23 protein-coding genes and 1 tRNA gene are annotated in these 25,253 nt (G+C 71.9%); 9 read left to right on the top strand and 15 right to left on the bottom strand.

Translation table 11 applies throughout. From position 1 onward, the window contains the following. Positions 1 to 82 precede the first annotated feature (82 nt). Positions 83 to 156, top strand: a tRNA-Met gene (locus OG408_RS02650). 163 nt (positions 157 to 319) lie between these two features. Further along, entirely contained in the window at positions 320 to 1,129 is an 810-nt protein-coding gene (locus tag OG408_RS02645) for an aminoglycoside N(3)-acetyltransferase (protein ID WP_326667922.1), read from the top strand. 109 nt (positions 1,130 to 1,238) lie between these two features. Here OG408_RS02645 and OG408_RS02640 read toward each other — a convergent pair whose 3' ends face one another. Further along, positions 1,239 to 2,279 carry a helix-turn-helix transcriptional regulator gene (locus tag OG408_RS02640; RefSeq protein ID WP_326667920.1) on the bottom strand — a complete coding sequence of 347 codons (1,041 nt, stop codon included), beginning with the start codon at positions 2,277 to 2,279 and terminating at the stop codon, positions 1,239 to 1,241. A gap of 101 nt (positions 2,280 to 2,380) precedes the next feature. Between OG408_RS02640 and OG408_RS02635 the strand changes: the two genes are divergently transcribed. Then, on the top strand, positions 2,381 to 2,959 hold the full coding sequence (locus OG408_RS02635; RefSeq protein ID WP_266787308.1) for a DinB family protein: 579 nt from the start codon (positions 2,381 to 2,383) through the stop codon (positions 2,957 to 2,959). Between the two features lie 159 nt (positions 2,960 to 3,118). Next, a complete protein-coding gene (locus OG408_RS02630) occupies positions 3,119 to 4,219 on the top strand; it encodes a winged helix DNA-binding domain-containing protein (RefSeq protein ID WP_326667917.1) in 1,101 nt (366 codons plus the stop codon). A gap of 49 nt (positions 4,220 to 4,268) precedes the next feature. On the opposite strand, the gene OG408_RS02625 is transcribed toward OG408_RS02630, so the two are convergent. Beyond that, a complete protein-coding gene (locus tag OG408_RS02625; RefSeq protein WP_326667915.1) occupies positions 4,269 to 5,135 on the bottom strand; it encodes an SDR family oxidoreductase in 867 nt (288 codons plus the stop codon). A gap of 124 nt (positions 5,136 to 5,259) precedes the next feature. On the opposite strand from OG408_RS02625, the gene OG408_RS02620 reads away from it, so the two are divergent. Further along, complete coding sequence (locus tag OG408_RS02620) at positions 5,260 to 5,838, top strand: TetR/AcrR family transcriptional regulator (RefSeq protein WP_266787314.1); 579 nt, start codon at positions 5,260 to 5,262, stop codon at positions 5,836 to 5,838. A gap of 39 nt (positions 5,839 to 5,877) precedes the next feature. Here the strand turns inward: OG408_RS02620 and OG408_RS02615 are convergent, their stop codons facing one another. The 11 genes from OG408_RS02615 to OG408_RS02565 all read right to left on the bottom strand — a co-directional run bounded on the left by OG408_RS02615 (position 5,878) and on the right by OG408_RS02565 (position 16,688). Next, entirely contained in the window at positions 5,878 to 6,423 is a 546-nt protein-coding gene (locus OG408_RS02615; RefSeq protein ID WP_326667913.1) for an AAA family ATPase, read from the bottom strand. A gap of 107 nt (positions 6,424 to 6,530) precedes the next feature. Continuing rightward, positions 6,531 to 7,088: an NADPH-dependent FMN reductase gene (ssuE, locus tag OG408_RS02610; RefSeq protein ID WP_266787318.1), complete on the bottom strand. Its 558-nt coding sequence runs from the start codon at positions 7,086 to 7,088 to the stop codon at positions 6,531 to 6,533. 78 nt (positions 7,089 to 7,166) lie between these two features. Next, positions 7,167 to 7,967, bottom strand: a complete 801-nt coding sequence (locus OG408_RS02605) for an alpha/beta hydrolase (RefSeq protein ID WP_326667910.1) — start codon at positions 7,965 to 7,967, stop codon at positions 7,167 to 7,169. A gap of 69 nt (positions 7,968 to 8,036) precedes the next feature. Further along, positions 8,037 to 9,395 (bottom strand): NtaA/DmoA family FMN-dependent monooxygenase, encoded by a 1,359-nt coding sequence (locus tag OG408_RS02600; protein WP_266787322.1) that lies wholly within the window; start codon positions 9,393 to 9,395, stop codon positions 8,037 to 8,039. A gap of 81 nt (positions 9,396 to 9,476) precedes the next feature. Continuing rightward, positions 9,477 to 10,346 (bottom strand): ABC transporter ATP-binding protein, encoded by an 870-nt coding sequence (locus tag OG408_RS02595; protein ID WP_285564034.1) that lies wholly within the window; start codon positions 10,344 to 10,346, stop codon positions 9,477 to 9,479. After that, positions 10,343 to 11,233: an ABC transporter ATP-binding protein gene (locus OG408_RS02590; protein ID WP_442806001.1), complete on the bottom strand. Its 891-nt coding sequence runs from the start codon at positions 11,231 to 11,233 to the stop codon at positions 10,343 to 10,345. Before OG408_RS02590 ends, OG408_RS02595 begins: the two co-directional genes overlap by 4 nt. Further along, positions 11,230 to 12,120 (bottom strand): ABC transporter permease, encoded by an 891-nt coding sequence (locus tag OG408_RS02585; RefSeq protein ID WP_285564033.1) that lies wholly within the window; start codon positions 12,118 to 12,120, stop codon positions 11,230 to 11,232. The genes OG408_RS02590 and OG408_RS02585 overlap by 4 nt, the downstream gene beginning before the upstream one ends. 3 nt (positions 12,121 to 12,123) lie before the next feature. Beyond that, positions 12,124 to 13,152: an ABC transporter permease gene (locus tag OG408_RS02580; protein ID WP_266787328.1), complete on the bottom strand. Its 1,029-nt coding sequence runs from the start codon at positions 13,150 to 13,152 to the stop codon at positions 12,124 to 12,126. A gap of 31 nt (positions 13,153 to 13,183) precedes the next feature. Continuing rightward, entirely contained in the window at positions 13,184 to 14,758 is a 1,575-nt protein-coding gene (locus OG408_RS02575) for an ABC transporter substrate-binding protein (protein ID WP_326667905.1), read from the bottom strand. Between the two features lie 578 nt (positions 14,759 to 15,336). Next, positions 15,337 to 16,200, bottom strand: coding sequence for a DsbA family oxidoreductase (locus OG408_RS02570; RefSeq protein ID WP_326674453.1), 864 nt, complete (start codon positions 16,198 to 16,200; stop codon positions 15,337 to 15,339). Between the two features lie 53 nt (positions 16,201 to 16,253). Then, positions 16,254 to 16,688: an RrF2 family transcriptional regulator gene (locus tag OG408_RS02565; RefSeq protein ID WP_266787334.1), complete on the bottom strand. Its 435-nt coding sequence runs from the start codon at positions 16,686 to 16,688 to the stop codon at positions 16,254 to 16,256. Positions 16,689 to 16,826: 138 nt separating this feature from the next. Between OG408_RS02565 and OG408_RS02560 the strand changes: the two genes are divergently transcribed. Then, entirely contained in the window at positions 16,827 to 17,333 is a 507-nt protein-coding gene (locus tag OG408_RS02560; protein ID WP_266787336.1) for a cupin domain-containing protein, read from the top strand. A 107-nt stretch (positions 17,334 to 17,440) separates the two neighbouring features. On the opposite strand, the gene OG408_RS02555 is transcribed toward OG408_RS02560, so the two are convergent. Next, positions 17,441 to 18,013: a GNAT family N-acetyltransferase gene (locus OG408_RS02555; protein WP_326667903.1), complete on the bottom strand. Its 573-nt coding sequence runs from the start codon at positions 18,011 to 18,013 to the stop codon at positions 17,441 to 17,443. Between the two features lie 267 nt (positions 18,014 to 18,280). On the opposite strand from OG408_RS02555, the gene OG408_RS02550 reads away from it, so the two are divergent. The 3 genes from OG408_RS02550 (at position 18,281) to OG408_RS02540 (ending at position 21,726) form a co-directional block, all read left to right on the top strand. After that, the gene (locus tag OG408_RS02550) at positions 18,281 to 18,721 is read left to right on the top strand and encodes a GNAT family N-acetyltransferase (protein WP_285564027.1); all 441 of its coding nucleotides are present in this window, start codon (positions 18,281 to 18,283) and stop codon (positions 18,719 to 18,721) included. Positions 18,722 to 18,826: 105 nt separating this feature from the next. After that, the gene (locus OG408_RS02545) at positions 18,827 to 19,888 is read left to right on the top strand and encodes an ATP-binding protein (protein ID WP_326667900.1); all 1,062 of its coding nucleotides are present in this window, start codon (positions 18,827 to 18,829) and stop codon (positions 19,886 to 19,888) included. Further along, positions 19,885 to 21,726, top strand: coding sequence for a vWA domain-containing protein (locus tag OG408_RS02540; RefSeq protein ID WP_326667899.1), 1,842 nt, complete (start codon positions 19,885 to 19,887; stop codon positions 21,724 to 21,726). The genes OG408_RS02545 and OG408_RS02540 overlap by 4 nt, the downstream gene beginning before the upstream one ends. A 17-nt stretch (positions 21,727 to 21,743) precedes the next feature. On the opposite strand, the gene OG408_RS02535 is transcribed toward OG408_RS02540, so the two are convergent. Further along, on the bottom strand, positions 21,744 to 25,118 hold the full coding sequence (locus OG408_RS02535) for a pyruvate carboxylase (protein ID WP_326667897.1): 3,375 nt from the start codon (positions 25,116 to 25,118) through the stop codon (positions 21,744 to 21,746). Between the last annotated feature and the right edge of the window lie 135 nt (positions 25,119 to 25,253).

Genomic DNA, 25,253 nt, shown 5'->3' with positions numbered 1-25,253 from the left:
CGCGCGACCCGGAACACCGGGCCCGGGCGGGGAAGTGGTCAGGAGGGGCCCCGGACATGGCATACGGTGGGGAACACAACGACGCGGGGTGGAGCAGCTCGGTAGCTCGCTGGGCTCATAACCCAGAGGTCGCAGGTTCAAATCCTGTCCCCGCTACTGTCGGAGCAGGGCCCGGAACCATCAGGTTCCGGGCCCTGCTGCATGTGCGCGGTGGGCCGGTGAGTGCACTTGCACCGGCCCGCGGCCGACCGGGCGAGGGCTTTCCGGCGGGGAGAAAACCACTGGTGCCGGGTCCGCCGCACCCGGAGACTGACCCTTCATGACGATCAAGCCCCCGACCGGCCCCCTGTGCACCCGTGAGTCGCTCGCCTCCGACCTGCGCGCACTGGGCATACGCCCGGGCGAGACGCTTCTTGTGCACTCCTCGCTCAGTTCGCTCGGCTGGGTCTGCGGCGGCCCCGGTGCCGTGGTCTCGGCGCTGCTCGACACCCTCGGGCCCGAAGGCACCCTGGTCGTCCCGACGCACTCCGCGGACAACTCTGACCCGGCGCACTGGACCAACCCGCCCGTTCCGGAGGCCTGGTGGGACGGCATCCGGGCCGCGACGCCGGCTTTCGACGCGCGCACCACACGCAGCCTGGGGGTCGGCGTCATCCCGGAGACGCTCCGCACCTGGCCCGGAGCGCTCCGCAGCAGCCACCCGCAGACCTCGTTCGCGGCCGTGGGACCGCGCGCCGCCGCGATCGTCGACGGGCACGCGCTCGACTGCAGGCTCGGCGAGCGCAGCCCGTTGGCCCGGCTGGAGGAGGCGGACGCCCGGATTCTGCTCCTGGGCGCGGGATTCGACTCCTGTACCGCCTTCCACCTGGCCGAGTACCGGATCGCCGCACCGCAGGTGCGGAACTCCTTCGCGGCCATGACCTCGCGGGGCCGCCGCTGGAGCACGGTGGGCGACACCTCCATCTCCTCCGAACGCTTCGACGACCTGGGCGCGTCCTTCGAGAAGGGGCACCCGGTGGCACGGGGCAGGGTCGGCGGCGCGGAGACCCGGCTGTTCCCGCTCACCGACGCCGTGGCCCATGCGGTGGCCTGGCTGCCCGAGCACCGGCCGCGGGCACACGGCGTCTGACCGCGGTCTGAGTACCGGTGCCCGCTCGGGCAAGGCGCGGACCGGACACCGCGTTGCCGCCGAGCCACGATGCCGTCGGACACCGTGTTCCCGGCCGGCGAGCAGACCGTCAGGGACCGGCAGGCGAGCTACTGGCACGGGTCGGGTTCGCGGTGTGACCGATCGGCGGCCCGGCGGCTCGGTCTCCCGCCGCGTCCGCGTACCGGCGGGCCAGGAGCGCGAAGGCATCCCTGAGCTCCGCCGGGCCGACGACCGTGATGTCGGTGTCGAACGCGCCGACGGCGGCGGCCAGGCCGGGCCACGACCAGGAGCCCAGGACGAGCCGGCACCGGTTCGGGCCGAGGGCCTCGACGATGCCGTCCCGGGCATAGCGCGACACGGCGGCCGCGGGCAGGCCGAGAATCACCTCGCCGCGGCACGGCCAGGTGCCGGTGCCGTCCGTGCCCCGGAACCGGCCCGCCACGAAGGCGGTCACATCGCCCCCGGGCAGTTCGCGCGGGGTGAAGCGGGGGCCCGTGGGGGTGCGCGGGGTGATCCGGTCGGCGCGGAAGGTGCGCCAGTCCTCCCGGTCGAGGTCCCAGGCGACGAGGTACCAGCGCCCGCCCCACGTCACGAGGTGGTGGGGCTGCACCCGGCGCGGTGATTTCGCCTCCGGCGGGCCCGCGGCGGCGTAGTCGAGCCGCAGCACCTCACGCGCGCGCACGGCGGCGCTGAGCGCCATGAGCACGGCGCTGTCGGCCTGGGGATGGGCCCCGGGTGCCGCACGCTCCACGGCGGTGACCCGGAGGGTGTCGACGCGGTGGCGCAGCCGGGCCGGCATGACCTGCCGGACGGTGTTCAGGGCGCGCGCAGCGGCCTCCTCGATCCCGGCCCCCGTCGTGGTGGCGGTCTGCAGGGCGATGGCGAGGGCGACCGCCTGTTCGTCGTCGAACAGCAGCGGCGGCAGTTCGGCCCCCGCGTCGAGCCGGTACCCGCCCTCGGGCCCCTTGAAGGCCAGTACGGGATAGCCGAGCTCCCGCAGACGGTCGATGTCGCGGCGGACCGTGCGCGCGCTGACGTCCAGGCGCTCGGCCAGCAGCGCCCCCGGCCAGTCCCGGCGGGCCTGCAGCAGTGAGAGCAGTGACAGCAGTCGCGCTGATGTCTTCGGCATGCCTCCCATGGTGCCCGGAGAAGCGGCCATGACCTGACCGCTTCTCCTGCGACGGTAGGTGTGTGCAGGACCACGGGACCCACCGGAAGGAACCGATCGCCATGACCCCCTCCACCACGCCGCGGCCCGCCGTCGACGCCGAGCGCGAGGATCTTCTCGCCGCGCTCGCGGCAGCCAGATCGGCGCTCGTCGCCACGACCCGGGACCTCGACGACGAGCAGGCCGCACGGACCCCGACCGCGGGCGCGCTCTGCCTGGGCGGGCTGATCAAGCACGTCGCGTCCACGGAGGAGAGCTGGATGCGGTTCGTGGTCTCGGGCCCGTCCGCCATGAGCCACGACCTGCCCGAGGGAGTCACCTGGGCGGACCTCGCGGCCGGTACCGCGCGCGAGATCCCGAAGTGGATGACCGACCACCAGGACGAGTTCCGGATGCTGCCCGGCGACACCCTGGCCGGGGTCGTCGCCCGTTACGAGCAGGTCGCCGCCAGGACCGAGGAGGTCATCGCCTCCGTACCCGACCTGTCCGCGACCCACCCGCTGCCCGCGGCACCCTGGCACGAGCCGGGAGCGGTGCGCAGCGTGCGGCGGGTCCTGACGCACGTCATCGCCGAGACCGCCCAGCACGCCGGGCACGCGGACATCCTCCGCGAGACGATCGACGGCCGGACCGCCACCTGACCGGCAGCCCACCTGCGACGTGTACGGAACCGAGGAGAACGGAACCACTGTGAAGCTGTACGAACGGGAGCGGGCAGACGCCCGGGGCAGCGCGCCCGCCGTCGCCCCCGAAGCGAACGCCCCGGTGACCGGCCCCCGTGCGCGCCCCGGTGCGCCCCGATGACCGTTCTCGGCACGCGGGCGCTCAACCGCGCGACGCTCGCCCGGCAGCTCCTGCTCGACCGCGCGGATCTGCCCGCGCTCGACGCCGTCGCGCACCTCGGCGGTCTCCAGGCGCAGGAGCCGCAGGAACCGTTCACCGGGCTCTGGTCACGGCTGCGCGCCTTCGACCCGGCGGTGCTCTCGGACCTCCTCACGGGACGGGACGTGGTCCGGACGCACCTCATGCGCCGCACCGTCCACCTCGTCACCGCGGACGACGCGCTGACCTGGCGGGCCCGGCACGACGCCATGCTGCGGCAACGGGTGCTCGGCACGTACCGGAGCGAACTCGCCGGGGTGGACCTCGACGAACTCGCCGCGGCCGGCCGTGCCGTCATGGCCGACGGTGTCCCACGCTCGATGAGCCGGCTCGCCCGGGAGGTCGCCGGCCGCTGGCCGGCGCCGGGGGCGCGCCCCCTCGGCGAGATGCTGGTCGCCGCGCTCGTCCCGATGGTGCAGACGCCGCCGCGCGGGCTCTGGCGCACCAAGGGAGGGGTGCGCAACGTGCCGCTCGCCGACTGGCTGGGCCGCGCCGCCGACCCGCCCGCTCCTGACGGCACCGACCCCGTCGGTCAAGCCCTGGCCCGCCGCTATCTGGCCGCCTACGGGCCCGCCGCCTCGGCCGACCTGCGGGCCTGGAGCGGCCTGGCCGGACTGCCGGCGGCGATCGCCGCGATCCGGGAGGAGCTGGTGACCTTCCGCGACGAGCGGGGCCGCGAACTCCTGGACCTGCCCGACGCGCCGAGGCCCGACCCCGACACGCCCGCCCCGGTGCGCTTCCTGCCCGCGTTCGACAACGCGATCCTCGGCTATCAGGACCGCACCCGGATCATCGACGACGCCCACCGCGGCCTGTCGGTCGCCGGTGAGCGTGTCGTCCTCGTCGACGGCCGGGTCGCCGCGACGTGGAGCGTCGAGGAGGACACCGTGACGGTGACTCCGCTGACCCGCCTCGGCCGGAGCGACCGCAGCGCCGTCACCGAGGAGGGGCGGGAGCTGGCGGCGTTCCTCTCGGACGACGCGAGCCGACGCGTCCGGATCGCCCCTTCTCCCCGCTGACGGACGACGGCGGGAAGAGACGGCGAACCGGTGCGTCCTTGGCCGCGCATCAACGGAAGGCGGCCCGGTTGGCGTGCAGGAACTGGGCGAAGGTGCGGGGTTCGCGGCCGGTCAGGTTCTCGACCTCGCGGGTCGTCCCGGCCAGCGAGCCGGTCGCGACCTCGGCCCACAAGTGGGCTACGTCGTCGGCGAACTGCGCGGGAACCCCCAGCGTCCGGAGCCGCAGGGCCATCGCGTCGGGCCCCAGGCTCACGATGCCGACGGGCCGGCCGAGGACGGGGGAGAGCTGCCCGGCGATCTCGGCCATCGTCAGCGCTTCGGGGCCGGTCAGCACGAACGCGCGTCCCGTGCCCCCGTCCTCCGTGAGCAGCGAGGCCGCACAGGCGGCGATGTCGTAGCAGTCGACGTACGAGACGGGGGCGTCGGGAGCGGCCGCGATGAGACTTCCGTCGTCGCTGAACGTGCCCGCTCCCGTGAGGAAGTTCTGCATGAAGCCGCTGGGCTGGAGCAGCGACCAGTCGACGCCCGACGCCTTGAGATGCTGCTCGATCTCCCAGTGCGCACCCTCGGCGAGCCTGCCGCCCCGGTGCGCGTGCCAGACCGAGACCTTGACGATGCGGGTCACGCCCGCACGTACGGCCGCGTCGATCACGGCCTTCTGCTGGGCGATCATCGGCTGGGGTGCCCCGTCGGCGGTGGGGGCGGCCCCCGCGGAGTTGAGCAGCAGCCGGTCGACACCCACCAGCGCCGCCGCGACGGAGCCGGGGTCGTCGAGGTCCCCGACGACGTACCGGCAGCCGAGCGCGCGGCCCTTGTCGGCATCCCGGACAAGCGCCGTGAACTCCACCCGGAGTTCCCGCAGCCGGCGGACCAGATGTCTGCCGATGGAGCCGGTGGCTCCGGTGACCAGAATCATGTGACGTCCTTCGTCTAAAGTGAGGATCCCTCGGGATAATAAGTCGAGTACCCCTCGACTTGACAAGGGCAGGCACAGGAACAGACGCAGGACCAGGCACAAGGGCGGACAGGTGAGCACACAGATGAGCAGCACTCGAACACGTCGGCCGCGCGCCGACGGGCAGCGGAACCAGGAGTCCATCCTGGCTGCGGCGGACGAGGCGTTCCGCGCGCAGGGCACCGGTGCGTCACTGGGCGGGATCGCCCGCCGCGCCGGAGTGGCGATCGGGACGCTGTACGGGCACTTCCCCAACCGGCTCGCTCTGTGTGCTGCCTTGCTGCGCGAGCGGCACGCGAAGCTGTTCGCGTTCGGCGACGAACTGGGCAGGGACAGGGAGCCGTTGGACGCCCTCACGCAGTGGATGCGTGCCGTCGCGACACACGCGGCGGCCTACCGGGGGCTTGCGGAGTTGCAGATGGACGGCCTCGGTGACGAGGCGTCGGAACTGCACGAGGCGTGCGCGCGGATGGCGGCGATCACGGACGACCTGCTGGCCGCGGCGCACGGGGCGGGTGCGGTGGGCGACGGCGTCACGGCGGCGGACGTGAACGCGCTGATGAACGCCGCGGCCTGGATGCGCGAGCAGGTGGACGACGACCATGCCGAGCACCTGCTGGAGCTGATGGTCAACGGTCTGCGGGCCGGTGCCGGCGCTCGTTAGAGGGGGATGAGCGTGCGGGTCCGCGAGGGGCCCGCACGCTCATCGGGGATCGACGCGTGCAGCGGGCAGACGCGCGAGGATCGCCGAGACGGTCTCGTCGGGGGTCAGCTCCGAACTGTCCAGCCGGAGACCGATGTCCGGGGTCTCCACGCGCAACGACCGGTCGAGCGCTTCAACGGTCCAGACCCCGTACCCGGTCTTGGCCCGCCCGGCCTCCCGGCTCCGCACCACGTCCGTGGAGGGAGCCAGCACGACGACGTACAGGGGGCGGGTGCGCACCCCTTCCACGTACCGGAGCAGGTCCTCACCCAGGACGATGTCCTGGACGACCGCGGTCCAGCCGTCCGATGCGTACGCGTCGGCGACCATCGCCGAGATGCGGTAGCGGAGCTCCAACTGGGCCCGGGACTCCGCCGTTTCCTCCGGAAGCAGCTCCTCGCGGCCGGAGACCGTCATCCGGCGGAAGACATCGCCCCGCACATGTGCGGCCCGCGGCAGACGAGCGCAGAGCAGTTCGGCCACCGTGGACTTCCCCGACGCCATCACACCGGTCACCAGGACGACCGCGGAATCCAGCTCATTCACACGGACCTCTCCTCCAGGAACGGGCCATGCAGGCCCCCGGCATGCTCTGCGTCCTCAGCATGCTTCTGTGCCCCCGGCCCCGTCTGCCCAACGGCACTCCAGCTTGCCTACTCGGCGGCCGCCAGTACCGCCGTCCGGCTGTCCAGCGCCGCGGAGAACCCGTCCGTCACCTGCGCCAGCGCCTCGGCCGAGTCGGGCGCCACGGTCAGCGCGCCGTCGTGGCCGACGGTGATGTCCTTGTCGAGCGTGAACCACCCCGGCACGATGTGCGCGGCGCCCATGGAGCTCAGCACCGGGCGCAACGCGTAGTCGATCGCCAGCACATGGGCGATGCTGCCGCCGGTGGCGAGCGGCAGGACGGTCTTGCCGGTCAGCGCGTACTGGGGGAGCACGTCGAGCAGCGACTTGAGCAGCCCGGAGTAGGCCGCCTTGTACACGGGAGTGGCGATCACCACCCCGTCCGCCTGCTCGAAGAGTTCCGTGGCCCCGACGATCGCCGGGTGCTTGAAGTCCGCGCCCAGGAGCGCGTGGGGAGGCAGTGTGCGGACCTCCAGCGAGGTCACGTCGTGGCCCTGGGCCCTCAGCCGGTCGTCCAGCTCACGCAGGAGCCGCGCGGTGCGGGAGGTCGAGGACGGGCTGCCGGACACGGACAGGATGGTGGCCATGGGGGAACCTTTCGGATCGGGGAACGCGAGTGGGCGGGGCGGTACCGGCCGGGCGGACGTGCGGCCGGACGACATCGGTCACCAGGCACTGGACTCCACCGCGATCACAGGCGTCAGCTCGTTGCGCACGGTCTCCAGGAAGGTGACGGTCTCGGCAGCCACGGAACGGTGCTGGAGATCGTTCAGCACGTCGTGGTGGCCGCCGCGGACCACCGAGAGGCGGGCCCGGGAGCGTGACTTCGCCGTACCGGCCAGTGCGGAGTGGTCGGCGAGCGGGTCCTCGTCCCCGACCAGGATCAGGGTCGGGGTCGGGACAGCGGCGCTCGCGTCCGACCCGTCGCCGCTCTCGCCGGCGTAGGCCGCCGCGAGCAGCGCTTCCGGGACCGACTCCCCGAGCGATCCCCGCCGCACCCCGGAATCCTGGCTGAGCGTGTGGCGATGGGCGGGGCAGGACGTACGCACGTCGAGCTCCTGCTCCCACGTCCCGGCCGTCGTGGACGCCAGGCCGGGGAGGCCCGCGAGGACGACCGCGTCCGGCCGCCAGGTGCCGGGGGCCGCGGCCGGACCGAGCAGCGCGGCCACGGCCGCGGCGCCCGAGTCGGCGCCCACCACCACGACCGGACGGACGACGCCGTCGTCGTCGCCGGCGGTGCCGTCCGCCGCCTCCGCCAGCTCCGCGCCGAACCGGGTCAGCGCCGCGGTCAGACCGCCGGAGTCGAGGCCGGGTGCGTCGACGACGCGTACGCGGTAGGCGTCGGCGGCCAGGCGCCGGCCGAAACGGGCGTAGGCCGCGCGGGTCTCGCCCCGGCCCGGCACCACGAGGACGGTGCCGCGTGTGCGCAGGCCCTCGGGGCCGAAGTGGTCGGTGTACTCGGGCATGTCGGACTCCTGCTGGTTCGGGTGCGGTGGGGGCGGGGGCACGGCTGCGTCGCCGTGGACCGGGGGCGGTCAGTCGTGCACGAGCTCCGGCTCGGGCTCGGACGCGCGCGCCAGGGTGTGGCGGTTGTCCGGCACCGGCAGCCCGAGGTTGCCGCGCAGCGTGTCGGCCTCGTACTCCGTGCGGAACAGGCCGCGCTTCTGCAGGAGCGGCACCACACCGTCCACGAAACGGCCGAGGTCGTCGTTGTTCCGGAAGGCGAGGTTGATCCCGTCGAAGGTGCCGGCCTCGAACCACCGCTCGATCGTGTCGGCCACGGTCTCCGGAGCGCCGACGAACGGGGAGCTGCGGAACGCGTTGACGGACTCGGCGACCTGGCGCAGGGTCAGGTTCTCGGTCCGGGCGCGCTCGATGAGCTTCGCCGCCCCGGTCCGGCCCCCCTTCTCCGCGAGGTGGGAGACGTCCGGGAACGGCGCGTCCAGGTCGTGCACGCTGAAGTCGTACGCGCCGAAGGAGCGGCCCAGCAGTGCGAGGTTGCGCGCGAAGTCGTTGTCCTCCTCGAAGATCTCCCGCTCGCGCCGCCTGGCGTCCGCGTCGGTCGCCCCGACGATCGGGCCGCCGTGGATGAAGACCTTGATGTGGTCGGGGTTGCGTCCGTAGGCGGCGGTACGCGTCTTGATGTCGGCGTAGTACTCCTGCGCCTGCTCCAGGGAACCGCCCGGCGCGTAGATGCCCTCGGCCACCCGAGCGGCCAGGTCGCGCCCCTCGGCGGAGACCCCCGCCTGGAAGATGACCGGCTGGCCCTGGGGCGAACGGGAGAGGTTGAGCGGGCCGGCCACCTTGAAGTGCTCTCCGACGTGGTCGAGCCCGTGCAGCCTGGCCGGGTCGAGGAACACGTCACGTGCCACGTCCGCCGGGAAGGCGTCGTCCTCGTAGGAGTCCCAGAGACCGCGGGCGACCTGGACGAACTCCAGGGCGCGGCCGTACCGGGTGGCGTAGTCGAGGTGTTCGTCCAGGCCGAAGTTCCTGGACGTGCCGGTGTCGAAGCTGGTGACGACGTTCCACCCGGCGCGCCCGCCGCTGATGTGGTCGAGGGAGGAGAACCGGCGGGCGAGGTTGAACGGCGAGTTGTACGTGGAACTCGCCGTGCCGACCAGGCCGATGTGCCTGGTGTGGGTGGCGACCGCGGACAGCAGCGTGAGCGGTTCCAGCCGGTTGAGGTAGTGCGACGGGTAGGTGTCGTTGATGAACTGGCTGTCGACGACGAACAGCGCGTCGAAGAGCGCGTGTTCGGCGGCCTGGGCCTGCTGGATGTAGTAGTTGATGTCGATGCTGGAGTTCTTCGCTACGAGCGGGTCCTTCCAGAGGCCGTGCTGGCCCGGGCCTCCGACGCCGTACGGGTGCAGTGCGAGATGGATCGTGCGGGACATGGGTGTTCCTTTCGGGGGCGGACAGCGAAGGGCGGGCGGTCCGGGACGTGCGTGTGGACGGGGGTCCGGATTCCGGGCCGGTCAGGCGTTCAGCAGGGCACGCAGGGCTTCGCGTTCGGACCGGTCGGCGGGACCCGTGCGCAGGGTCGGGGCCGAGCTGACGAGCAGCCGGGTATAGGCGTGCCGGGGGTGGTTGATGACGTCCCGGGCGGCGCCCACCTCGACGAGCTCTCCGCGGTAGAGGACGGCGATGCGGTCGGCGGTCCCGGCCACGGACCCCAGGTCGTGGGAGATCAGTACGAGCGCCACCCCGGTGTCCCGGAGCTCCTTGAGGATCTCCAGGACCTGGACGCGGTTGGCGGAGTCCAGCGCGCTGACGGGCTCGTCGAGGATGACCAGCCGCGGTTCGGTGACGAGCGCCCGGGCCACGGCGACGCGCTGCCGCTGGCCGCCGGAGAGTTCCCCGGGCAGCCGCTCCAGCAGGTCGGCGGCCAGGTGGACGCGGTCGAGGAACGAACGGGCCCTGGCCGCCGCCTCCTTGCGCGGCACGCCCTGGATGAGCAGCGGTTCGGTCAGCGAGTCCTCGACGGTGAGGTCCGGATCGAGGCTGCGCAGCGGGTCCTGGAAGACGTACTGGACCACGCCGCGGCGCCGCAGCGCGCGCCACTGGCGGTGGCCGTACGCGCTCACGTCCTCGCCGCCGATACGGATGGTGCCTGCGGAGAGTGGCACGAGCCCGAGCGCGGCACGGGCGAGCGTGGACTTGCCGGAGCCCGTCTCGCCGATGAGCCCGACGGTCTCGCCGGAAGAGACGCCGAGCGTGACGTCGTGCAGGGCGCGCCGGCGCCGGCGGCCCCGGCCGTAGCGCACCTCCAGCCCGGCGATGTCCAGGACGGGGCCGGCGACCTCCGCGGGGGTGTCCGTCCGCGCGTCCGCGGTCTCCGTGGTCACGACGACTCCTTCGGTGCGAGGAACTTCTCCAGGCCGTACTGGTGGTGCTCGTCGATCAGCAGCCGGGTGTACGCGTGCTGCGGATCGTGCAGGACGGACCGGGTCGGGCCGCGCTCCACCACGACGCCCTGCCGCATCACCAGGACCTCGTCGCACAGCTGGGCGACGACGGCCAGGTCGTGGGAGACGACGACGAGCGCGAGACCGGTCCGCTCGCGCAGCTCGGCCAGCAGGTCGAGGATCTCGGCCTGGACGGTGACGTCGAGCGCGGTCGTGGCCTCGTCCGCGATCAGCGTGCGCGGCTCGACGGCGATGGCCGCCGCGATCAGGACGCGCTGGAGCATGCCGCCGGAGAGTTCGTACGTGTACTGGCCGTAGACCAGCTCCGGGTCGCGCAGCCGAACCGCCCGCAGCAGTTCGACGGCGCGGTGCCGTGCCTCGCGCCGATTCAGCCCGAGTTTGGCCCGCAGCACCTCGGCGATCTGGGCACCCACCCGGATCGACGGGTTGAGATAGGACGCCGGGTCCTGGAAGACGGCGCCGATCGTGGAGCCGCGCAGACCGGTCCACTGGCTCGGTGTCAGGGTCGCGATGTCGGTTCCGGCGATCTCGATGGAGCCGCCGGAGACGTCGAAGTGCGGGGGCAGGATGCCGAGTGCGGCCCGGCAGGTCAGCGTCTTGCCGCTGCCGGACTCGCCGACGATGCCGACCGCGTTGCCCGGGGCGAGTTCGAAGCTCACGCCGTGCACGATCTCCCGGTCGGTGACCCGGTCGCTGATGCGTACGTCGCGCAGGGCAAGCACCGGCTCGGCCGCCGGTACGGCTCCGTCGGCGGTGACGGTGCGTTCGGCGTGTCGGGTGACGATGTTCTGCGAAAGCGTCGTCACAGTGAACCTCCGGTGGGGACGGGACCGGTCCTGCCGAGGCGGTTGGCCCGGGCCCTGCGCCGGTTGACGAGCGCCCGGCCGGCCTCGCCGGAGACGTCACGGATGGCGTCGGCGAGGAGGTTGCAGGCCCAGACGGTGATCATGATCAGCAGTGCGGGCGCCACCGGGGCCCAGGGCTGGTGGCTGAGGTAGCCCAGGTCCGAGGCGAGCAGCCCGCCCCAGGTGGGTGCCGGGGGCTGCACCCCGATGCCGAGGAACGTCAGACTCGACACGATGACGAAGCCGACGCCGATGGTCTGGGCGAGCGCGACCGCGATCGGCGGGAGCACCTTGATCCAGACGTGGCGCCGTACGATCCATCCGACGGAGGCCCCCGAGATGACCGCTGCCTCCACGTACGGGGAGCGGGCCACGGCGAGCGTGGCCGCCCTGGCCACCCGGTAGAACAGCGGCGAGACGAGCGCGCCCGTCACGAGCATGGCCTGGGTGATGCCGTTGCCCAGCAGGGCGATCACGGCGATGGCGAACAGCAGGAACGGCAGCGCGACCAGTGTGTCGGCCAGCCGCAGCGTGAACCATTCGAAGGCCCGGCCGAGATACACCGAGAGGATGCCGGGGACCGCCCCGACGGCCAGGGCCATCAGCGCGACTTCGAGCGAGCCGAGGACACTGACGCGGGAACCGTCCAGGAGCCGGCTGAACACGTCGCGGCCGAGGTAGTCGGTGCCCAGCCAGTGGGCGCCGGACACGGCCGAGAGCGCGTTGTCGCTGGTGGCCAGCGGATCCTGCGGAGCCATCCACGGGCCGAGAACGGCGAGCAGCGCGACGACCGCGAGGATGACGACGGCGATCCGGCCGGTGGTGAGTGAGAGAACGCGGCGCACCATGGGTCACACCCCCCGCTGGGATGCCGGCATCACACGTGCCAGCACCAGATTGATGATCAGGTTGAAGGAGACGACCAGCACGATCGACACCACCAGGACCCCCTGCACGGCGGGCACGTCGCCGGCCTGGGCGGAGTCGTTGGCGAACCGGCCGAAGCCCTGCAGGCCGAAGATCCATTCCGTCACGACGGACGCCCCGACCAGCGCCGGGAACTTCTGGCCGAGGGTGGCGAGCGCGGGACCGAGACCGTTGCGCAGGACATGGCCGAAGAAGATGCGCCGCGGGCTCAGCCCCCGTACCACCGCGCCCGTCACGTAGTTCTCGTCGTACGCCGCGACGAGACTGCTGCGCAGCTGGCGGGCGACGTCGGCGATGACGTCGAAGCTGAGCGCGAGTGCGGGCAGGGTGATGTGCGCGAGCCAGGGACCGACGCCCTGCTCGGCCGGGATGTAGCCGGCCGAGGGGAACAGATGGAGACCGACCGCCAGGACCGCGACGAGCACGATGCCGACGACGAAGGCCGGCATCACCGAGATCACGGTGACGAAGCCGGTGATCGCGCGGTCGACGGCGGTGGTGCGCTTCAGCGCCGCCAGGGTGCCCAGTCCGAAGCCGGCGACCACCCCGATGACCAGCGCGAACGTCGCGACCGAGAGGCTCACGCCCAGGCCGAGTCCGATCAGCGTCGAGATGTCGGCGCCGTTGACCCAGCTGGTGCCGAGCTGTCCGTGCAGGACGTCGGAGAACCAGTCCCAGTACTGCGTCAGGAAGGGCTTGTCGAGGCCCCACTGGGCCTCGATCCGGTGGATGGCCTCGGGTGTCGCCTCCTCGCCCAGCTGGATGCGCGCCGGGCTGAGTCCGCTCATCGACCGCAGGGCGAACGTCACGAACGTCGCGACCAGGAACACGGGCACGAAGATCGCGACCGACCGGGCGAGAGCCGCCAGGACGCGGCCTGCCGCGTGCCGGGCCCTGGCCGTGGCCACGGAACCGCGGCGGACGGGTCCGGCCTGAGGAACGTTCGTCGTCATGGGTCTGCCTCCTCTCTTCCGTGAGTGGGTGTCAGCTGCGGCCGGAGAGGGTCACACCGGTCCAGTCGATGTGGGCGGGGTTCTTCGGCAGGCCGGAGACCTGCTTGCTCTTGGCGAAGAGGTTCGGCGAGGAGTACGTGAACACCAGCGCCTTGCTCTTCAGGCCCGCCCGGGTCGCCTCCCGCAGGGTCTCGGTGTAGTCCGTTGCGTCCAGCGGCGTGCGGCGGACCTTGACGACGGCCGCCTCGAAGCCGGACGGCTCGTACGGGGTGCTGAGGTTCAGCGGACCGTTGGGGCCGAAGTGGGCGGTGAGTGTCTGTACGGCGGAGTCGCGACCCGTCGTCGAATACAGCGAGAACGTCAGGTCCTTGGCGAAGAACGGGGTGGCCCAGTTCTTGTCGATCTTGATCGTGACGGTGATGCCCACCGCGGCCAGCTGCGACTGGACGATCTCGGCCTGCGGGTCCTCCGAGGGGATGACCAGGTTCAGCTTGATGTCACCGGCCTTGTGACCGGCGTCGGCGAGCAGTTGCTTCGCCTTCGCGGGGTCGTACGGGTAGCGGTCCGCCGACTCCGGGTCGTAGGCGACGTACCCCTTCGGGAACGGCTGGTCGGTCACCTCGCCGTAGCCGAACGTCAGCTTGTCGACGAACTCCTGGCGGTTGACCGCGTGGCGCACGGCGTCGATGACCCGGTCGTCGTCGAAGGGCGCCTTGTTGATGTTGAGGCTGATGTTGGAGGCGTTGAAGCCGGGCTGGGAGAAGACGTCGAGGCCGGCCTTCTTCGCGGCGTCGGCCTGACTCGGGTCGAGGTCGGCGAAGTTGTACACACCGGTCTGCAGGCCCGAGACGACGGTCGAGGCATCGGGGGCGGAGCTCAGTTCGACATCGTCGATGTGGATGTTCTTCGCGTCCCAGTAGCCGGGGTTCTTCGTCAGTACGGCCTTGGTGCCGGGGATCAGCTGCTTGACGACGAACGGTCCCGCGCCGACCGGGTTCTGGTCCAGTTTGCCCGGGTCCTTCGCCGCCCTGGGGCTCGCGATCTGCAGCACGCGCTCACCGAGCAGCTGCGGAATCTGGTAGTCGACCTGGGAGAGGTGGAGCACCGCGTCCAGCCCCTTGGCCTCGACCGACCTGATCGAGGTCAGATCTCCGAACAGGGCGGAGTTCTTCTGCTTCTTGGCCCGCTCGATGGCCGCCTTGACCGCCGTCGCGTCGACCGGTTCGCCGTCGCTGAACTTCAGGCCGGGACGTAGGTGAAAGGTGATCAGGTCACCGCGGGCGTTGTACTTCCAGCTCTCGGCAAGGTCGGGAACGGCCTTGCCGCTCTCGTCAGTCCGGGTCAACGAGGCATAAACCAAGGCGAGTTCGCGGAACTGTGCACCGCTCCCCGAGACCACCGGGTCCCAGTGGCCGGGGAAGTAGGAGGAGGCCCACTTCAGTGTGGAGCCACCGGACGACGCGGAGACGTCACCGCCGCAGGCGCTCAGGGCGGGTGTGATCAGGGCGACGAGGGCGCTCCCGAGGGCGGCGGTACGCAGGCTGCCGGCCCGACGGGAGGGCCGGATACCCGGTCCGGTGCGGAAGGTGCTGAGTCGTGGAGACATCTCGATCTCTCTGTACGAGGCCCCGCCCGGTTCAGGGCAGGCCGGACCGCGGAGGCGGCTGGAGGGCGGGCGGAAGTGGACCGGGGCGGTACCGGCCGGAAGGAGGCAGTGATACGGAACCGCATCGGGACGGACCGTCACACCCCGAGCGCACACGGGCACGCAGGCCCACAGACGTGCACGTGCACACGTGTGAGGGTCCCGAACGGGGCGACGGCACCACAGGGGGTGGGAGTGCCGGACGAGAGCTTTCCCGAAGGGGAGTTGAAGTCCCTCGGGGCGGCAACATCACGACATTCCGTGCACGGGAGAGGGCACGGAGGCGAAGGCGCGGGGGCAGGTGCGGCCCGGTGCGGCAGCGGGCGGTCGGTGCTGCCGGCGGGCGTCAGGCGGCGCCTGCGGATCGGAGCGGTGGGCGGTCAGCGACAGAGTGCGCTGGAGGTGCGCCGAAGATCCACGTATCGGCACTCCACACCGGGGTGCGTCGTGAGCATGGGCTCATCCTGCTGGCCGTCCGGGGCGTCTGTCAATGGACACCAATCGGTGTCTCATTCGGTGGGACGGGCTCTGACCGCAGGTCAGAGCCCTGTTGCTGCCCAGGGGGTGGTGGTGGGGTGCACCGCGGCCTCTTGGGGATGCAGCCACAGCGGGCCGTTTCCGGTGTCGACCCGGACCGCGTGTGAAGGCGCCCGGCCGCCTTCCGCCAGCAGCTCCGCCTCGGGACCGGTCAGGCTGCGATGGTGCTCCAGGGCCTCGTCCGGCGGGAGCGGCGCGAGGTCGCTCAGCAGCCCGGGGCACAAGGCGTCAACCGCCGCCGCGTACGCGGCGAAGGGCCGCCGGCCGGGCACCGCGCGGTAGCCGGCGGGGGAGCGGAACAGGAGAGTCGGGAGCGCGTAGCGGCTGCCGCCGTCGAGGGTCGTCCGGGCGGCACCGGGATGCGGTGACGCGTCCTGCACGGACAGCACCTCGGGCACCGGCCGGCGCGCCTCGGCCCGGTCCGCGCGGACCCGTTCGAGCACGGCGGCGGACGCGGCATCGGACTCCAGCCGTACCGGATCCAGCCCCGGGACACCGCGCGCCGCGGCCAGCGCGCGTGCGAGCGTGTCCGCCGGTTCACCGAGTACGAACACGCTCTCCCGCAGCCGCCGCAGCACCCGCTCGGCCACGGCGGCCCCTTGGAGCTCGGCAGCCCCGGCGACCAGCGAGGAGGGCCAGGAACTGGCCGCGACCCGGCTCAGCCGGACCGCCCGGGGCGCCAGCGTGTGTGCGGTGATCTCCTCCACGTACCGCGCGTACCAGGCGGTCTCGGCCGCCGGGTCGGGCGGCGGGTCGTCGTCGTGGTCGAAGAGGATCGCGTACGCACGCCGCCAGCGCACCCGCCCGTCCAGGGCCGCCCGCAGCCTGCGGAACACGGGCTCCGACCCCCAGGCCCACGGGCACATCGGATCGGTGTACTCGACGACCTCCACCACCGGGGACGGGAGCGGCGACCCCGTCACGAGACACCGACCCCGGTCGTCCGCTCGCGCACGCCCTCGGACAGCAGCGACGTCAGCGTGAGACCGCCGAGGACCGCCGCGGCCTCCGCCTCGACCCGGCGCCACACCCCGGGCAGGGCCACGGCGGGCCCGGGATAGTCGAGCCCGGCCAGCGAGTCGCCGCGCAGAGTGATCACCTCGCCGTCGACAGCGCGCACGACGTCCAGCAACGAGATCTCACCGGCCGGACGGCCGAGCCAGTAACCGCCTTCGCAGCCGCGCTGGCTGCGCACCAGGCCTGCTCTGCGCAACTCGCCCACCACGGACTTCAGGAACCGGAACGGGATCTCCTGCGAGGATGCGATGGCCTCACAGGTCAGGGGACGGCCAGGCTCACGGGCGAGCTCCAGGAGGGCCCGCGTGGCGTAGTCCGCCTTCGCGGAGATATGCATGCCCACATCATGCACGAAGGCCCGCCCCACACCCGGGTTTCCCGCCATTCCGCCCGTTCATTGCGGGAACATTGCCGCAGGTGAAACGCAATGGACACCTCTTGACATCCTTTTCGGCACCCCTCTAGCGTCCCTGCCATGAGCGAGCCGCTGACGACCCCCGGTGAGGGCTTCCACCCCCACCTCCACGACACCCCGGGCCGCCCGGACGCGCCCTTGCGCACCCGCGTGCACCACATCCGTGCGGACGCCCTGGACGGCGACACCGCCCAGACCGGAGGCATGCGCAGGTTCGCCGCCATCAGCGGAAAGACCGTCGGCTCCGAGAAACTGTGGATGGGCCAGACCCACGTGGCCCCCGCGACCTCGTCCTCCGACCACCACCACGGCGAGTCCGAGACCGCGATCCATGTGGTGAGCGGCCACCCCGAGTTCGTCTTCCTCGACGGATCGGGCGACGAACCGGAGGAGGTACGGCTGCGCACCTCGCCCGGCGACTACATCTTCGTCCCCCCGTTCGTCCCGCACCGCGAGGAGAACCCCGACCCCGCCGAGGAGGCCGTGGTCGTCATCGCCCGCAGCACCCAGGAGGCGATCGTCGTCAACCTGCCCAGGCTGTACGCCCTTCCGGTCGACGAGGCCTGAGCGGGGCGGCGCCCTCCAGCGGGGCACCAGCTCGACCATGGCGGGGACGGGAGCGACGGGTTGCCGGTCCGAGAACGTGGCGGTTCCCTGTCGGTGCTGACGAACCATCAGCGCAGATCCAGACGCATCAGGACCCGGGGATGTCCCGCCAGCACGGACGTGGTGTCGGAGGCGTGGGTGAATCCGGCGCGCTCGAAGTTCTTCCGCAGCCCGGCGTACGCCATCGTCAGGTCGGCCTTGGCGCCGCGGTTGTCGAGGGGATAGGCCTCGATCATCGGCGCGCCGTGGGTGCGGGCGAATTCCACCGCTCCCGTGATCAGGGCGTGCGAGATCCCCTGCTTCCGGTGACCGGGCCGCACGCGGATGCACCACAGCGACCAGACGGGAAGGTCGTCGATGTGCGGAATCCTGCGGCTGCGCGCGAACGTGGTGTCCGCGCGCGGCGCGACCGCGGCCCAGCCGACCGGTTCGTCGCCGTCGTAGGCGAGCACGCCGGGAGGGGGCTCCTTGCGGCACAGCTCGGCCACGTACTCTGCCCGCGCCGGTCCGCGGAGCTCGTTGTTGAGGGCGGACGGGATGCGGTGGCTCAGGCAGAAGCAGACGTTGGCGGCCGGTGACTTCGGGCCGACGAGGGTGCGGACATCGTCGAAGTCCGATGCCGGGCGCACTTCAATGGTCATGACGTCACCCTGACACGGGGAGAGGGAGGCCGTGCCCAGGACGGCTCGCGCGGTGCGTCGATTCCGGTGCGGCGCGCCGGTCCGTGGGGACCGCGGGACAGGCCCGAAGCGGTCGTGGCGGATGGTCATATGGCCCGTAACGCGCAGGCGTTGTCCTTCGACAGGGCGGCCGCCGGCTGTGCGTCACGTTCGATGTCACGGAACACATGCGGGACCTGATCTCCCGGCTGCTGTGGAGAGCCTCGTCGCACGAATTAGGCTCCCTACATGACGATCATCGTGCGGACAGCGGCCGAAGACGATCTGCCGGATCTGCTGACCCTCTACGGCGAGCTGAACCCCGACGACGCCCCGTTGTCCCGGACGACCGCGGCTGCCGTGTGGGCCGACATGTCGCGGCAGGGCGGACGTACCGTCCTGGTGGCCGATGCCGACGGTGCTGTGGCCGGAACCGCCGACTGCCTCGTGATGCCGAACCTCACCCGCGGCGGACGGGCCATCCTGTTCGTGGAGAACGTCGTGGTGGCCGGCTCCTTCCGGCGTCACGGTGTCGGCCGGCTGCTGATGGACGCCGCCGTCCGGCTGGGCGAGACGGCGGGCTGCTACAAGATCCAGCTGCTGGCGGCGGACGACGCGTACGTCCACACCTTCTACGAAGCATGTGGTTTCAAGGCACTGGCGCAAGGCTTCCGCCGCTACCTCTCCTAGCCCGTTCGTCCCCGTTCCGCGCCGGACGAAATTGGGCTGCGCGCATCTTCCGGCCTCCGCATACTGGGCGGACTCCGACTCCCCGGCTCTAAGGACCCCTTCAGCGTGCAGGCCGCCGTCACCGTCACTCCCGCCCAGATCCCCGAACTGCTCCTCGGGCTCGCGACCGTGCGGCCCGTGTTCCTCTGGGGAGCGCCCGGGATCGGGAAGTCGTCGCTCGTACGGAAGTTCGCCGAATCGCTGGGCCTGGAGTGCGTCAGCCTCCTGGGAACGCAGCTCGCGCCGGAGGACCTCATCGGTGTCCCGCAGATCCGCGACGGGCGTTCCGTCTTCTGCCCGCCGGAGGCCATCGCCCGCGACGAGCCCTACTGCCTCTTCCTCGACGAGCTCAACGCCGCCACCCCCGACGTCCAGAAGGCCTTCTACTCGCTGATCCTGGACCGGCGGATCGGGTCGTACGAGCTGCCCGCCGGGTCGATCGTCATCGGAGCCGGCAACCGCGCCACCGACAACGCGCTGGCGCGGCCCATCGCCTCCGCGCTCGTCAACCGCCTCACCCACGTCCATCTGCGGGCCTCGGCGGCGGACTGGCTGGTGTGGGCGGGGGAGAACGGCATCCACCCGTGGGTGACGGACTACCTCGTCGACCGGCCCGACCACCTCTGGTCGCAGCCGCCCAAGACCGAGGAGCCGTTCTCCACACCCCGGTCCTGGCACATGCTGTCCGACGCCCTGCACTCATTCGGGCCGGACATCGACGAGGAGACACTGAAGGTGGTCGTGCACGGCACGCTGACACCCACCCACGCCGTCTCCTTCTGCGGCTACGCCAAGATCGTGCGCCACACCTTCGGCATCGAGGCGATCCTCAAGGGAGACGCCTCCTGGCCCGCCCGACCGGAGGACCGCGACCTGCTCTACTACCTGGCCGAGGCGTTCCGCGGACGGCTGGTGAAGGAACTGCCGCGGCGCAAGGAACACGTGTCCCCGGCGATGCGGCAGACCTCCTACCGGGCCAAGTCGCTGCTCGTGCAGCTGGCCGAGATCTCCGTCGAGGTCGCGCAGACCGTCATCGCGGACGACTCCGACGGCCTGCCGGTGCTGCCCGCCTGGTTCCTCGTCGACGCCGCACGCGACATGCCGAGACTCGTCGAGGCGCGGCGATGACCCTCGCCGCCGGCCGGCGGGGGAACGGCAAGGGAGGGAAGGGTGGCACGGGTGGCACCTCCGACCCGGCCACCGAGGCGTTCGCAGCCGGGCTCGCCATGGCGAAGCGCAACCCCGCCTTCGCCGGCGTCGAGGCATCCGTGTGCAGAAGGACCGGCTGCGATCTGACCCCGGCCGGGGGCCTGGCAGCCGTCACGTCCAACGGCACCCTCCACCTGCACCCCGCCAAGCGGGCGGATCCGGCCGAGTGGGCCTGGGCCCTGGCCCACTGCCTGCTGCATCTGGGCTTCGGACATGTACCGGCCTCCGCGGACGACCCGCGCGAACAGCCCGACCGGTTCGACCTCGCGGCGCGCTGCGTGGTCGTCAACCGCTTCCTGCTCACGCACCCCACCGGGCGTCCGCCCACCGACCTGCCGGACTCCTACCCCGGTGGCGACGAGGAGCAGCTCGCCGCACGCTGGCGCCGTGACGGCATCCCCGCCGCGTACGAGCACTGCGGTACCGCGGGCACGCACCCGGACCAGGTCCTCACCACCTGGCGGACCTGGAACAACTCCGCCGTGCCGGACTGGGAGACGGCCTTCGCCCACGCGCTCACCCGCAGCGTCTCCGCCGCCATGGACGTGGCGGGCGGCCGTCGGGACAGCATCACCGGGGTGCGCGCACCACAACGCCCCTGGGACCGGGCCCTGAACTGGTTCGTCTCCTCCTACCCCCTGCTCGGCGGGATCGCCGCGGGCCTCACCGTCGTGGCCGACGCCGAACTGGCCCGCTCGCAGAACATCGCCGTCGCCGCGGTGAGCCCCGCGGCCGGCGAGATCTACGTCAACCCGCTGCGCACGTTCACCGACGAGGAATGGCGCTTCGTCCTCGCCCACGAGATGCTGCACGCCGCGCTGCGCCACGGTGAACGCCGCGGCAGCCGCGACTCGTTCCTCTTCAACGTCGCCGCGGACTACGTCGTCAACGACTGGCTCGTCCAGATGCGCGTGGGCGACATGCCCGAAGGGCTGCTGTACGACCCCGAACTGCGCGGCCTGTCCGCCGAGGAGGTGTACGACCGTATCGCGGGCGACCTGCGCCTGCGGCGCCGCCTCGCGACGCTCAGGGGCAGGGGCACCGGCGACATCCTCGACGAGCCGCTGCCGCACGCGAAGGCGCGTGCGTACACCGACCTGGACGAGTTCTACCGGCGCGGGCTGGTCCAGGGCTTCGACCTGCACCGGTACGGCGAGCGCGGCCTGCTCCCCGCCGGACTCGTCCAGGAGATCCGGGCCCTGGCCCACCCGCCCGTGCCGTGGGACGCGGAACTCGCCCGCTGGTTCGACGAGTTCGTCCCGCGCCCCGAGCCCGTACGGTCCTACGCGCGGCCGGCACGGCGGCAGGCGTCGACACCGGACATCCCGCGCGCGGGCCGCTGCTTCCCGCCCGAGGAGACGGCCCGCTGCACCTTCGGTGTCGTCCTCGACACCTCCGGCTCGATGAGCACCGTCCTGCTCGGCAAGGCCCTCGGCGCCATCGCCTCGTACGCGGAGGCCCGCGACGTACCGGCGGCGCGCGTCGTCTTCTGCGACGCGGCAGCCTACGACGCCGGCTATCTGCCGCCGTCCGAGATCGCCGGCCGGGTCAGGGTCCGGGGCCGCGGCGGCACCGAACTCCAGCCCGGAGTCGACCTGTTGCGGCGCGCCGACGACTTCCCGCCGACGGCCCCGCTGCTCCTCATCACCGACGGCTGGTGCGACACCCTGCGGATCCGGCGCGAGCACGCCTTCCTCATCCCGCAGGGTGCCTCCCTGCCGTTCACACCCCGCGGGCCGGTCTTCCGGCTCAACTGATCCCGAGAGGGTCCGCCTCAGGCGGTCTCGATGAGCAGATCACCCGCTTCGACCTGCTGCACCCTGCCGATCGCGAGCCGCCGCACCACGCCCGCGGACTGGGCGGTGATCGACGCCTCCATCTTCATCGCCTCGATGGTGGCGACCGTCTGACCGGCCGAGACCGACGCGCCCTCCTCCACCTGAAGCGTCACGACACCGGCGAACGGCGCGGCCACATGGCCCTGATTGCCTCGGTCCGCCTTCTCGGCCGCCTTGACGTCCGTGGCGACGGACCTGTCCCGAACCGACACCGGCCGCAACTGCCCGTTGAGGGTCGCCAGTACGCTGCGGAAGCCGCGCTCGTCGGCCTCGGAGATCGCCTCCAGCTCGATCAGCAGGGTGACACCCGGGTCGAGCGTGACCGTGTGCTCGGTCTCCGTCTCCAGGCCGTACAGGAAGTCCTGCGTCGGCAGCACGGACGTGTCGCCGTACGCCTCCCGGTGGGCGTTGAACTCCTTGGTCGGGCCGGGGAACAGAAGCCGGTTCAGGGTCGCGCGCGGCGACTCCCGCAGACCCTGGAGGTCCTCGTCCGACAGCTGCGGCGCCTGCGCCTTCTCCGGACGGCCCTGCAGCGCACGCGTACGGAACGGCTCCGGCCAGCCACCGGGCGGGTCGCCCAGCTCACCGCGGAGGAACCCGATCACGGAATCCGGTACGTCGAACTTGCCCGGGTCCGACTCGAAGTCCGCCGCCTCGACACCCGCACCCACCAGATGCAGCGCCAGGTCGCCGACGACCTTCGACGACGGCGTCACCTTCACCAGCCGGCCCAGCATGCGGTCCGCCGCGGCGTAACAGTCCTCGATGAGCTCGAACCGGTCGCCGAGGCCGAGCGCGATGGCCTGCTGGCGCAGGTTGGACAGCTGCCCGCCGGGGATCTCGTGGTGGTAGATCCGGCCGGTGGGCGAGGCGAGACCGGACTCGAAGGGGGCGTAGACCTTGCGGGTCGCCTCCCAGTACGGCTCCAGGTCACCGACCGCCTGGAGGGAGAGACCGGTCGCACGCTCCGTGTGGTCGGTTGCCGCCACCAGCGCCGACAGAGGGGGCTGGCTGGTGGTGCCGGCCATGGACGCGACCGCCGCGTCCACCGCGTCCACTCCCGCGTCGATCGCGGCGATCAGCGTGCCGAGCTGTCCGCCCGCCGTGTCGTGGGTGTGCAGGTGCACCGGCAGGTCGAAGCGCTCGCGGAGCGCCGTGACGAGCGTACGGGCGGCCGGCGGCCGCAGCAGCCCGGCCATGTCCTTGATCGCGAGCACGTGGGCGCCCGCATCCACGATCTCCTCGGCCAGACGCAGGTAGTAGTCCAGCGTGTACAGGGTCTCGCCGGGATCCGACAGGTCGGCGGTGTAGCAGAGCGCGACCTCGGCGACCGAGGTCCCGGTGGCACGCACCGCGTCGATGGCCGGGCGCATCTGGGACACGTCGTTGAGGGCGTCGAAGATCCGGAAGATGTCCATCCCCGCGCTCGCGGCCTCGGCGACGAACGCCTCCGTGACCTCGGTGGGGTAGGGCGTGTAGCCGACCGTGTTGCGGCCGCGCAGCAGCATCTGGGTGCAGATGTTGGGCACGGCCTCCCGGATCTTCACCAGCCGCTCCCACGGGTCCTCGGCGAGGAAGCGCAGCGCCACGTCGTAGGTGGCGCCTCCCCAGCATTCGAGGCTCAGCAGCTGCGGTGCGGTCCGGGCCACGTGCGGTGCGACGGCCAGCAGGTCACGGGTCCGTACGCGGGTGGCCAGCAGCGACTGGTGGGCGTCGCGGAACGTCGTGTCGGTCACGGCGACCGCCGACTGGGCGCGCAGCTCGGCGGCGAAGGCCTCCGGACCGAGAGCGGCGAGGCGTTGCCGCGAGCCGGCCGGCGGGGTGCCGGTCGGAAGAACGGGCAGCTTGTCCGCCGGGTCGATCACGGAAGGCCGGGGCCCGTACGGCCGGTTGACGGTCGTCTCGGCGAGATAGCCGAGCATGCGGCTGCCGCGGTCGGCCGACGGGCGGGCCCGGATCAGCTCCGGGTGCTCCTCGATGAAGCTCGTCGTGATGCGCCCGGCCCGGAAGTCCGGCTGGTCCAGCACCGCGCCCAGGAAGGGCAGGTTGGTCGCCACACCGCGGATGCGGAACTCCGCGATGGCCCGGCGTGCCCGGCGGGCCGCGTTGCCGAAGTCGTGCCCGTGACAGGTCAGTTTGACCAGCATCGAGTCGAAGTGGGCGGACACCTCGGCGCCGGTGTGGACCGTGCCGCCGTCCAGCCGGACGCCGGGCCCGCCGGGGGAGCGGTAGGCGGAGATGGTGCCGGTGTCCGGCCGGAAGCCGTTGGCCGGGTCCTCCGTCGTGATGCGGCACTGCATCGCGGTGCCGTTGAGGGTGATGTCGTCCTGGGTGAGGTGCAGTTCGGGCAGCGTCATACCGGCGGCGATGCGCAGCTGCGCGATCACCAGATCGCGCCCGGTGACCTGCTCGGTCACCGTGTGCTCGACCTGGATGCGCGGGTTCATCTCGATGAAGACGTGGTTGCCGCGCTCGTCGACGAGGAATTCGACGGTGCCCGCGTTCACGTAGCCGATGTGCCGCGCGAACGCGACGGCGTCGGCGCAGATCCGGTCCCGCAGGGCCGGGTCGAGGTTCGGGGCGGGCGCGATCTCGACGACCTTCTGGTGGCGGCGCTGCAAGGAGCAGTCCCGCTCGTACAGATGCACGACGTTGCCCGCCGCGTCCGCGAGGATCTGCACCTCGATGTGGCGGGGATTGATCACCGCCTGCTCCAGGAAGACCGTCGCGTCACCGAACGCGGACCTGGCCTCGCGCATCGCCGCGTCGATCGCCTCGCGCAGCTCACCCGGCTCCGCGACCCGGCGCATCCCGCGCCCGCCGCCACCGGCGACCGCTTTCACGAAGACCGGGAAGCCGATGTCACCCGAGGCGGCGACGAGCGCGTCGACGTCCTCCGATGGCTCGGACGACTTCAGCACCGGAACACCGGCCTCCCGGGCGGCCGCGACCGCCCGGGACTTGTTCCCCGTCAGGTTCAGCACCGAGGCCGGCGGCCCCACGAACGTGATCCCGGCCTCGGAGCACGCGGCCGCGAGGTCCGGGTTCTCCGACAGGAATCCGTACCCCGGGTAGACGGCGTCCGCGCCCGCCTTGCGGGCGGCCTTGATCACCTCGTCCACGGAGAGATAGGCCCGCACGGGATGCCCCTGCTCCCCGATCCGGTAGGCCTCGTCGGCCTTGGCCCGGTGCAGGGAGTTGCGGTCCTCGTGCGGATACACGGCCACGGTGGAGATTCCGAGCTCGAACGCCGCACGAAACGCGCGGATCGCGATCTCCCCGCGGTTGGCGACCAATACCTTTTCGAACATCAAACTCCCCAGTCGTGTCACGGGCGCGTGGCCTCAGGACGGGCGATGTCGCACGGGTACGCGTGGCGGCATCCGATGGTCACGTGGCGGGTGGCGAAGTACTCCGTGGCTGTCCGGCCAGGAGCGTTCGACACC

This window comes from Streptomyces sp. NBC_01257, from assembly GCF_035917255.1.
In the GTDB taxonomy this organism is placed as follows: Bacteria; Actinomycetota; Actinomycetes; order Streptomycetales; family Streptomycetaceae; genus Streptomyces.
The sequence above is the reverse complement of the archived record's forward strand: the minus strand, read 5'-3'. Positions and strand labels throughout refer to the sequence as shown.

Bases quoted from the DNA above. Each gene is read 5' to 3' on its own strand.
- OG408_RS02645 (WP_326667922.1), top strand. From the start codon at position 320: ATGACGATCAAGCCCCCGACCGGCCCCCTGTGCACCCGTGAGTCGCTC.
- OG408_RS02640 (WP_326667920.1), bottom strand. From the start codon at position 2,279: ATGCCGAAGACATCAGCGCGACTGCTGTCACTGCTCTCACTGCTGCAG.
- OG408_RS02635 (WP_266787308.1), top strand. From the start codon at position 2,381: ATGACCCCCTCCACCACGCCGCGGCCCGCCGTCGACGCCGAGCGCGAG.
- OG408_RS02630 (WP_326667917.1), top strand. From the start codon at position 3,119: ATGACCGTTCTCGGCACGCGGGCGCTCAACCGCGCGACGCTCGCCCGG.
- OG408_RS02625 (WP_326667915.1), bottom strand. From the start codon at position 5,135: ATGATTCTGGTCACCGGAGCCACCGGCTCCATCGGCAGACATCTGGTC.
- OG408_RS02620 (WP_266787314.1), top strand. From the start codon at position 5,260: ATGAGCAGCACTCGAACACGTCGGCCGCGCGCCGACGGGCAGCGGAAC.
- ssuE (WP_266787318.1), bottom strand. From the start codon at position 7,088: ATGGCCACCATCCTGTCCGTGTCCGGCAGCCCGTCCTCGACCTCCCGC.
- OG408_RS02605 (WP_326667910.1), bottom strand. From the start codon at position 7,967: ATGCCCGAGTACACCGACCACTTCGGCCCCGAGGGCCTGCGCACACGC.
- OG408_RS02600 (WP_266787322.1), bottom strand. From the start codon at position 9,395: ATGTCCCGCACGATCCATCTCGCACTGCACCCGTACGGCGTCGGAGGC.
- OG408_RS02585 (WP_285564033.1), bottom strand. From the start codon at position 12,120: ATGGTGCGCCGCGTTCTCTCACTCACCACCGGCCGGATCGCCGTCGTC.
- OG408_RS02580 (WP_266787328.1), bottom strand. From the start codon at position 13,152: ATGACGACGAACGTTCCTCAGGCCGGACCCGTCCGCCGCGGTTCCGTG.
- OG408_RS02575 (WP_326667905.1), bottom strand. From the start codon at position 14,758: ATGTCTCCACGACTCAGCACCTTCCGCACCGGACCGGGTATCCGGCCC.
- OG408_RS02570 (WP_326674453.1), bottom strand. From the start codon at position 16,200: ATGTGCCCGTGGGCCTGGGGGTCGGAGCCCGTGTTCCGCAGGCTGCGG.
- OG408_RS02565 (WP_266787334.1), bottom strand. From the start codon at position 16,688: ATGCATATCTCCGCGAAGGCGGACTACGCCACGCGGGCCCTCCTGGAG.
- OG408_RS02560 (WP_266787336.1), top strand. From the start codon at position 16,827: ATGAGCGAGCCGCTGACGACCCCCGGTGAGGGCTTCCACCCCCACCTC.
- OG408_RS02555 (WP_326667903.1), bottom strand. From the start codon at position 18,013: ATGACCATTGAAGTGCGCCCGGCATCGGACTTCGACGATGTCCGCACC.
- OG408_RS02550 (WP_285564027.1), top strand. From the start codon at position 18,281: ATGACGATCATCGTGCGGACAGCGGCCGAAGACGATCTGCCGGATCTG.
- OG408_RS02540 (WP_326667899.1), top strand. From the start codon at position 19,885: ATGACCCTCGCCGCCGGCCGGCGGGGGAACGGCAAGGGAGGGAAGGGT.
- OG408_RS02535 (WP_326667897.1), bottom strand. From the start codon at position 25,118: ATGTTCGAAAAGGTATTGGTCGCCAACCGCGGGGAGATCGCGATCCGC.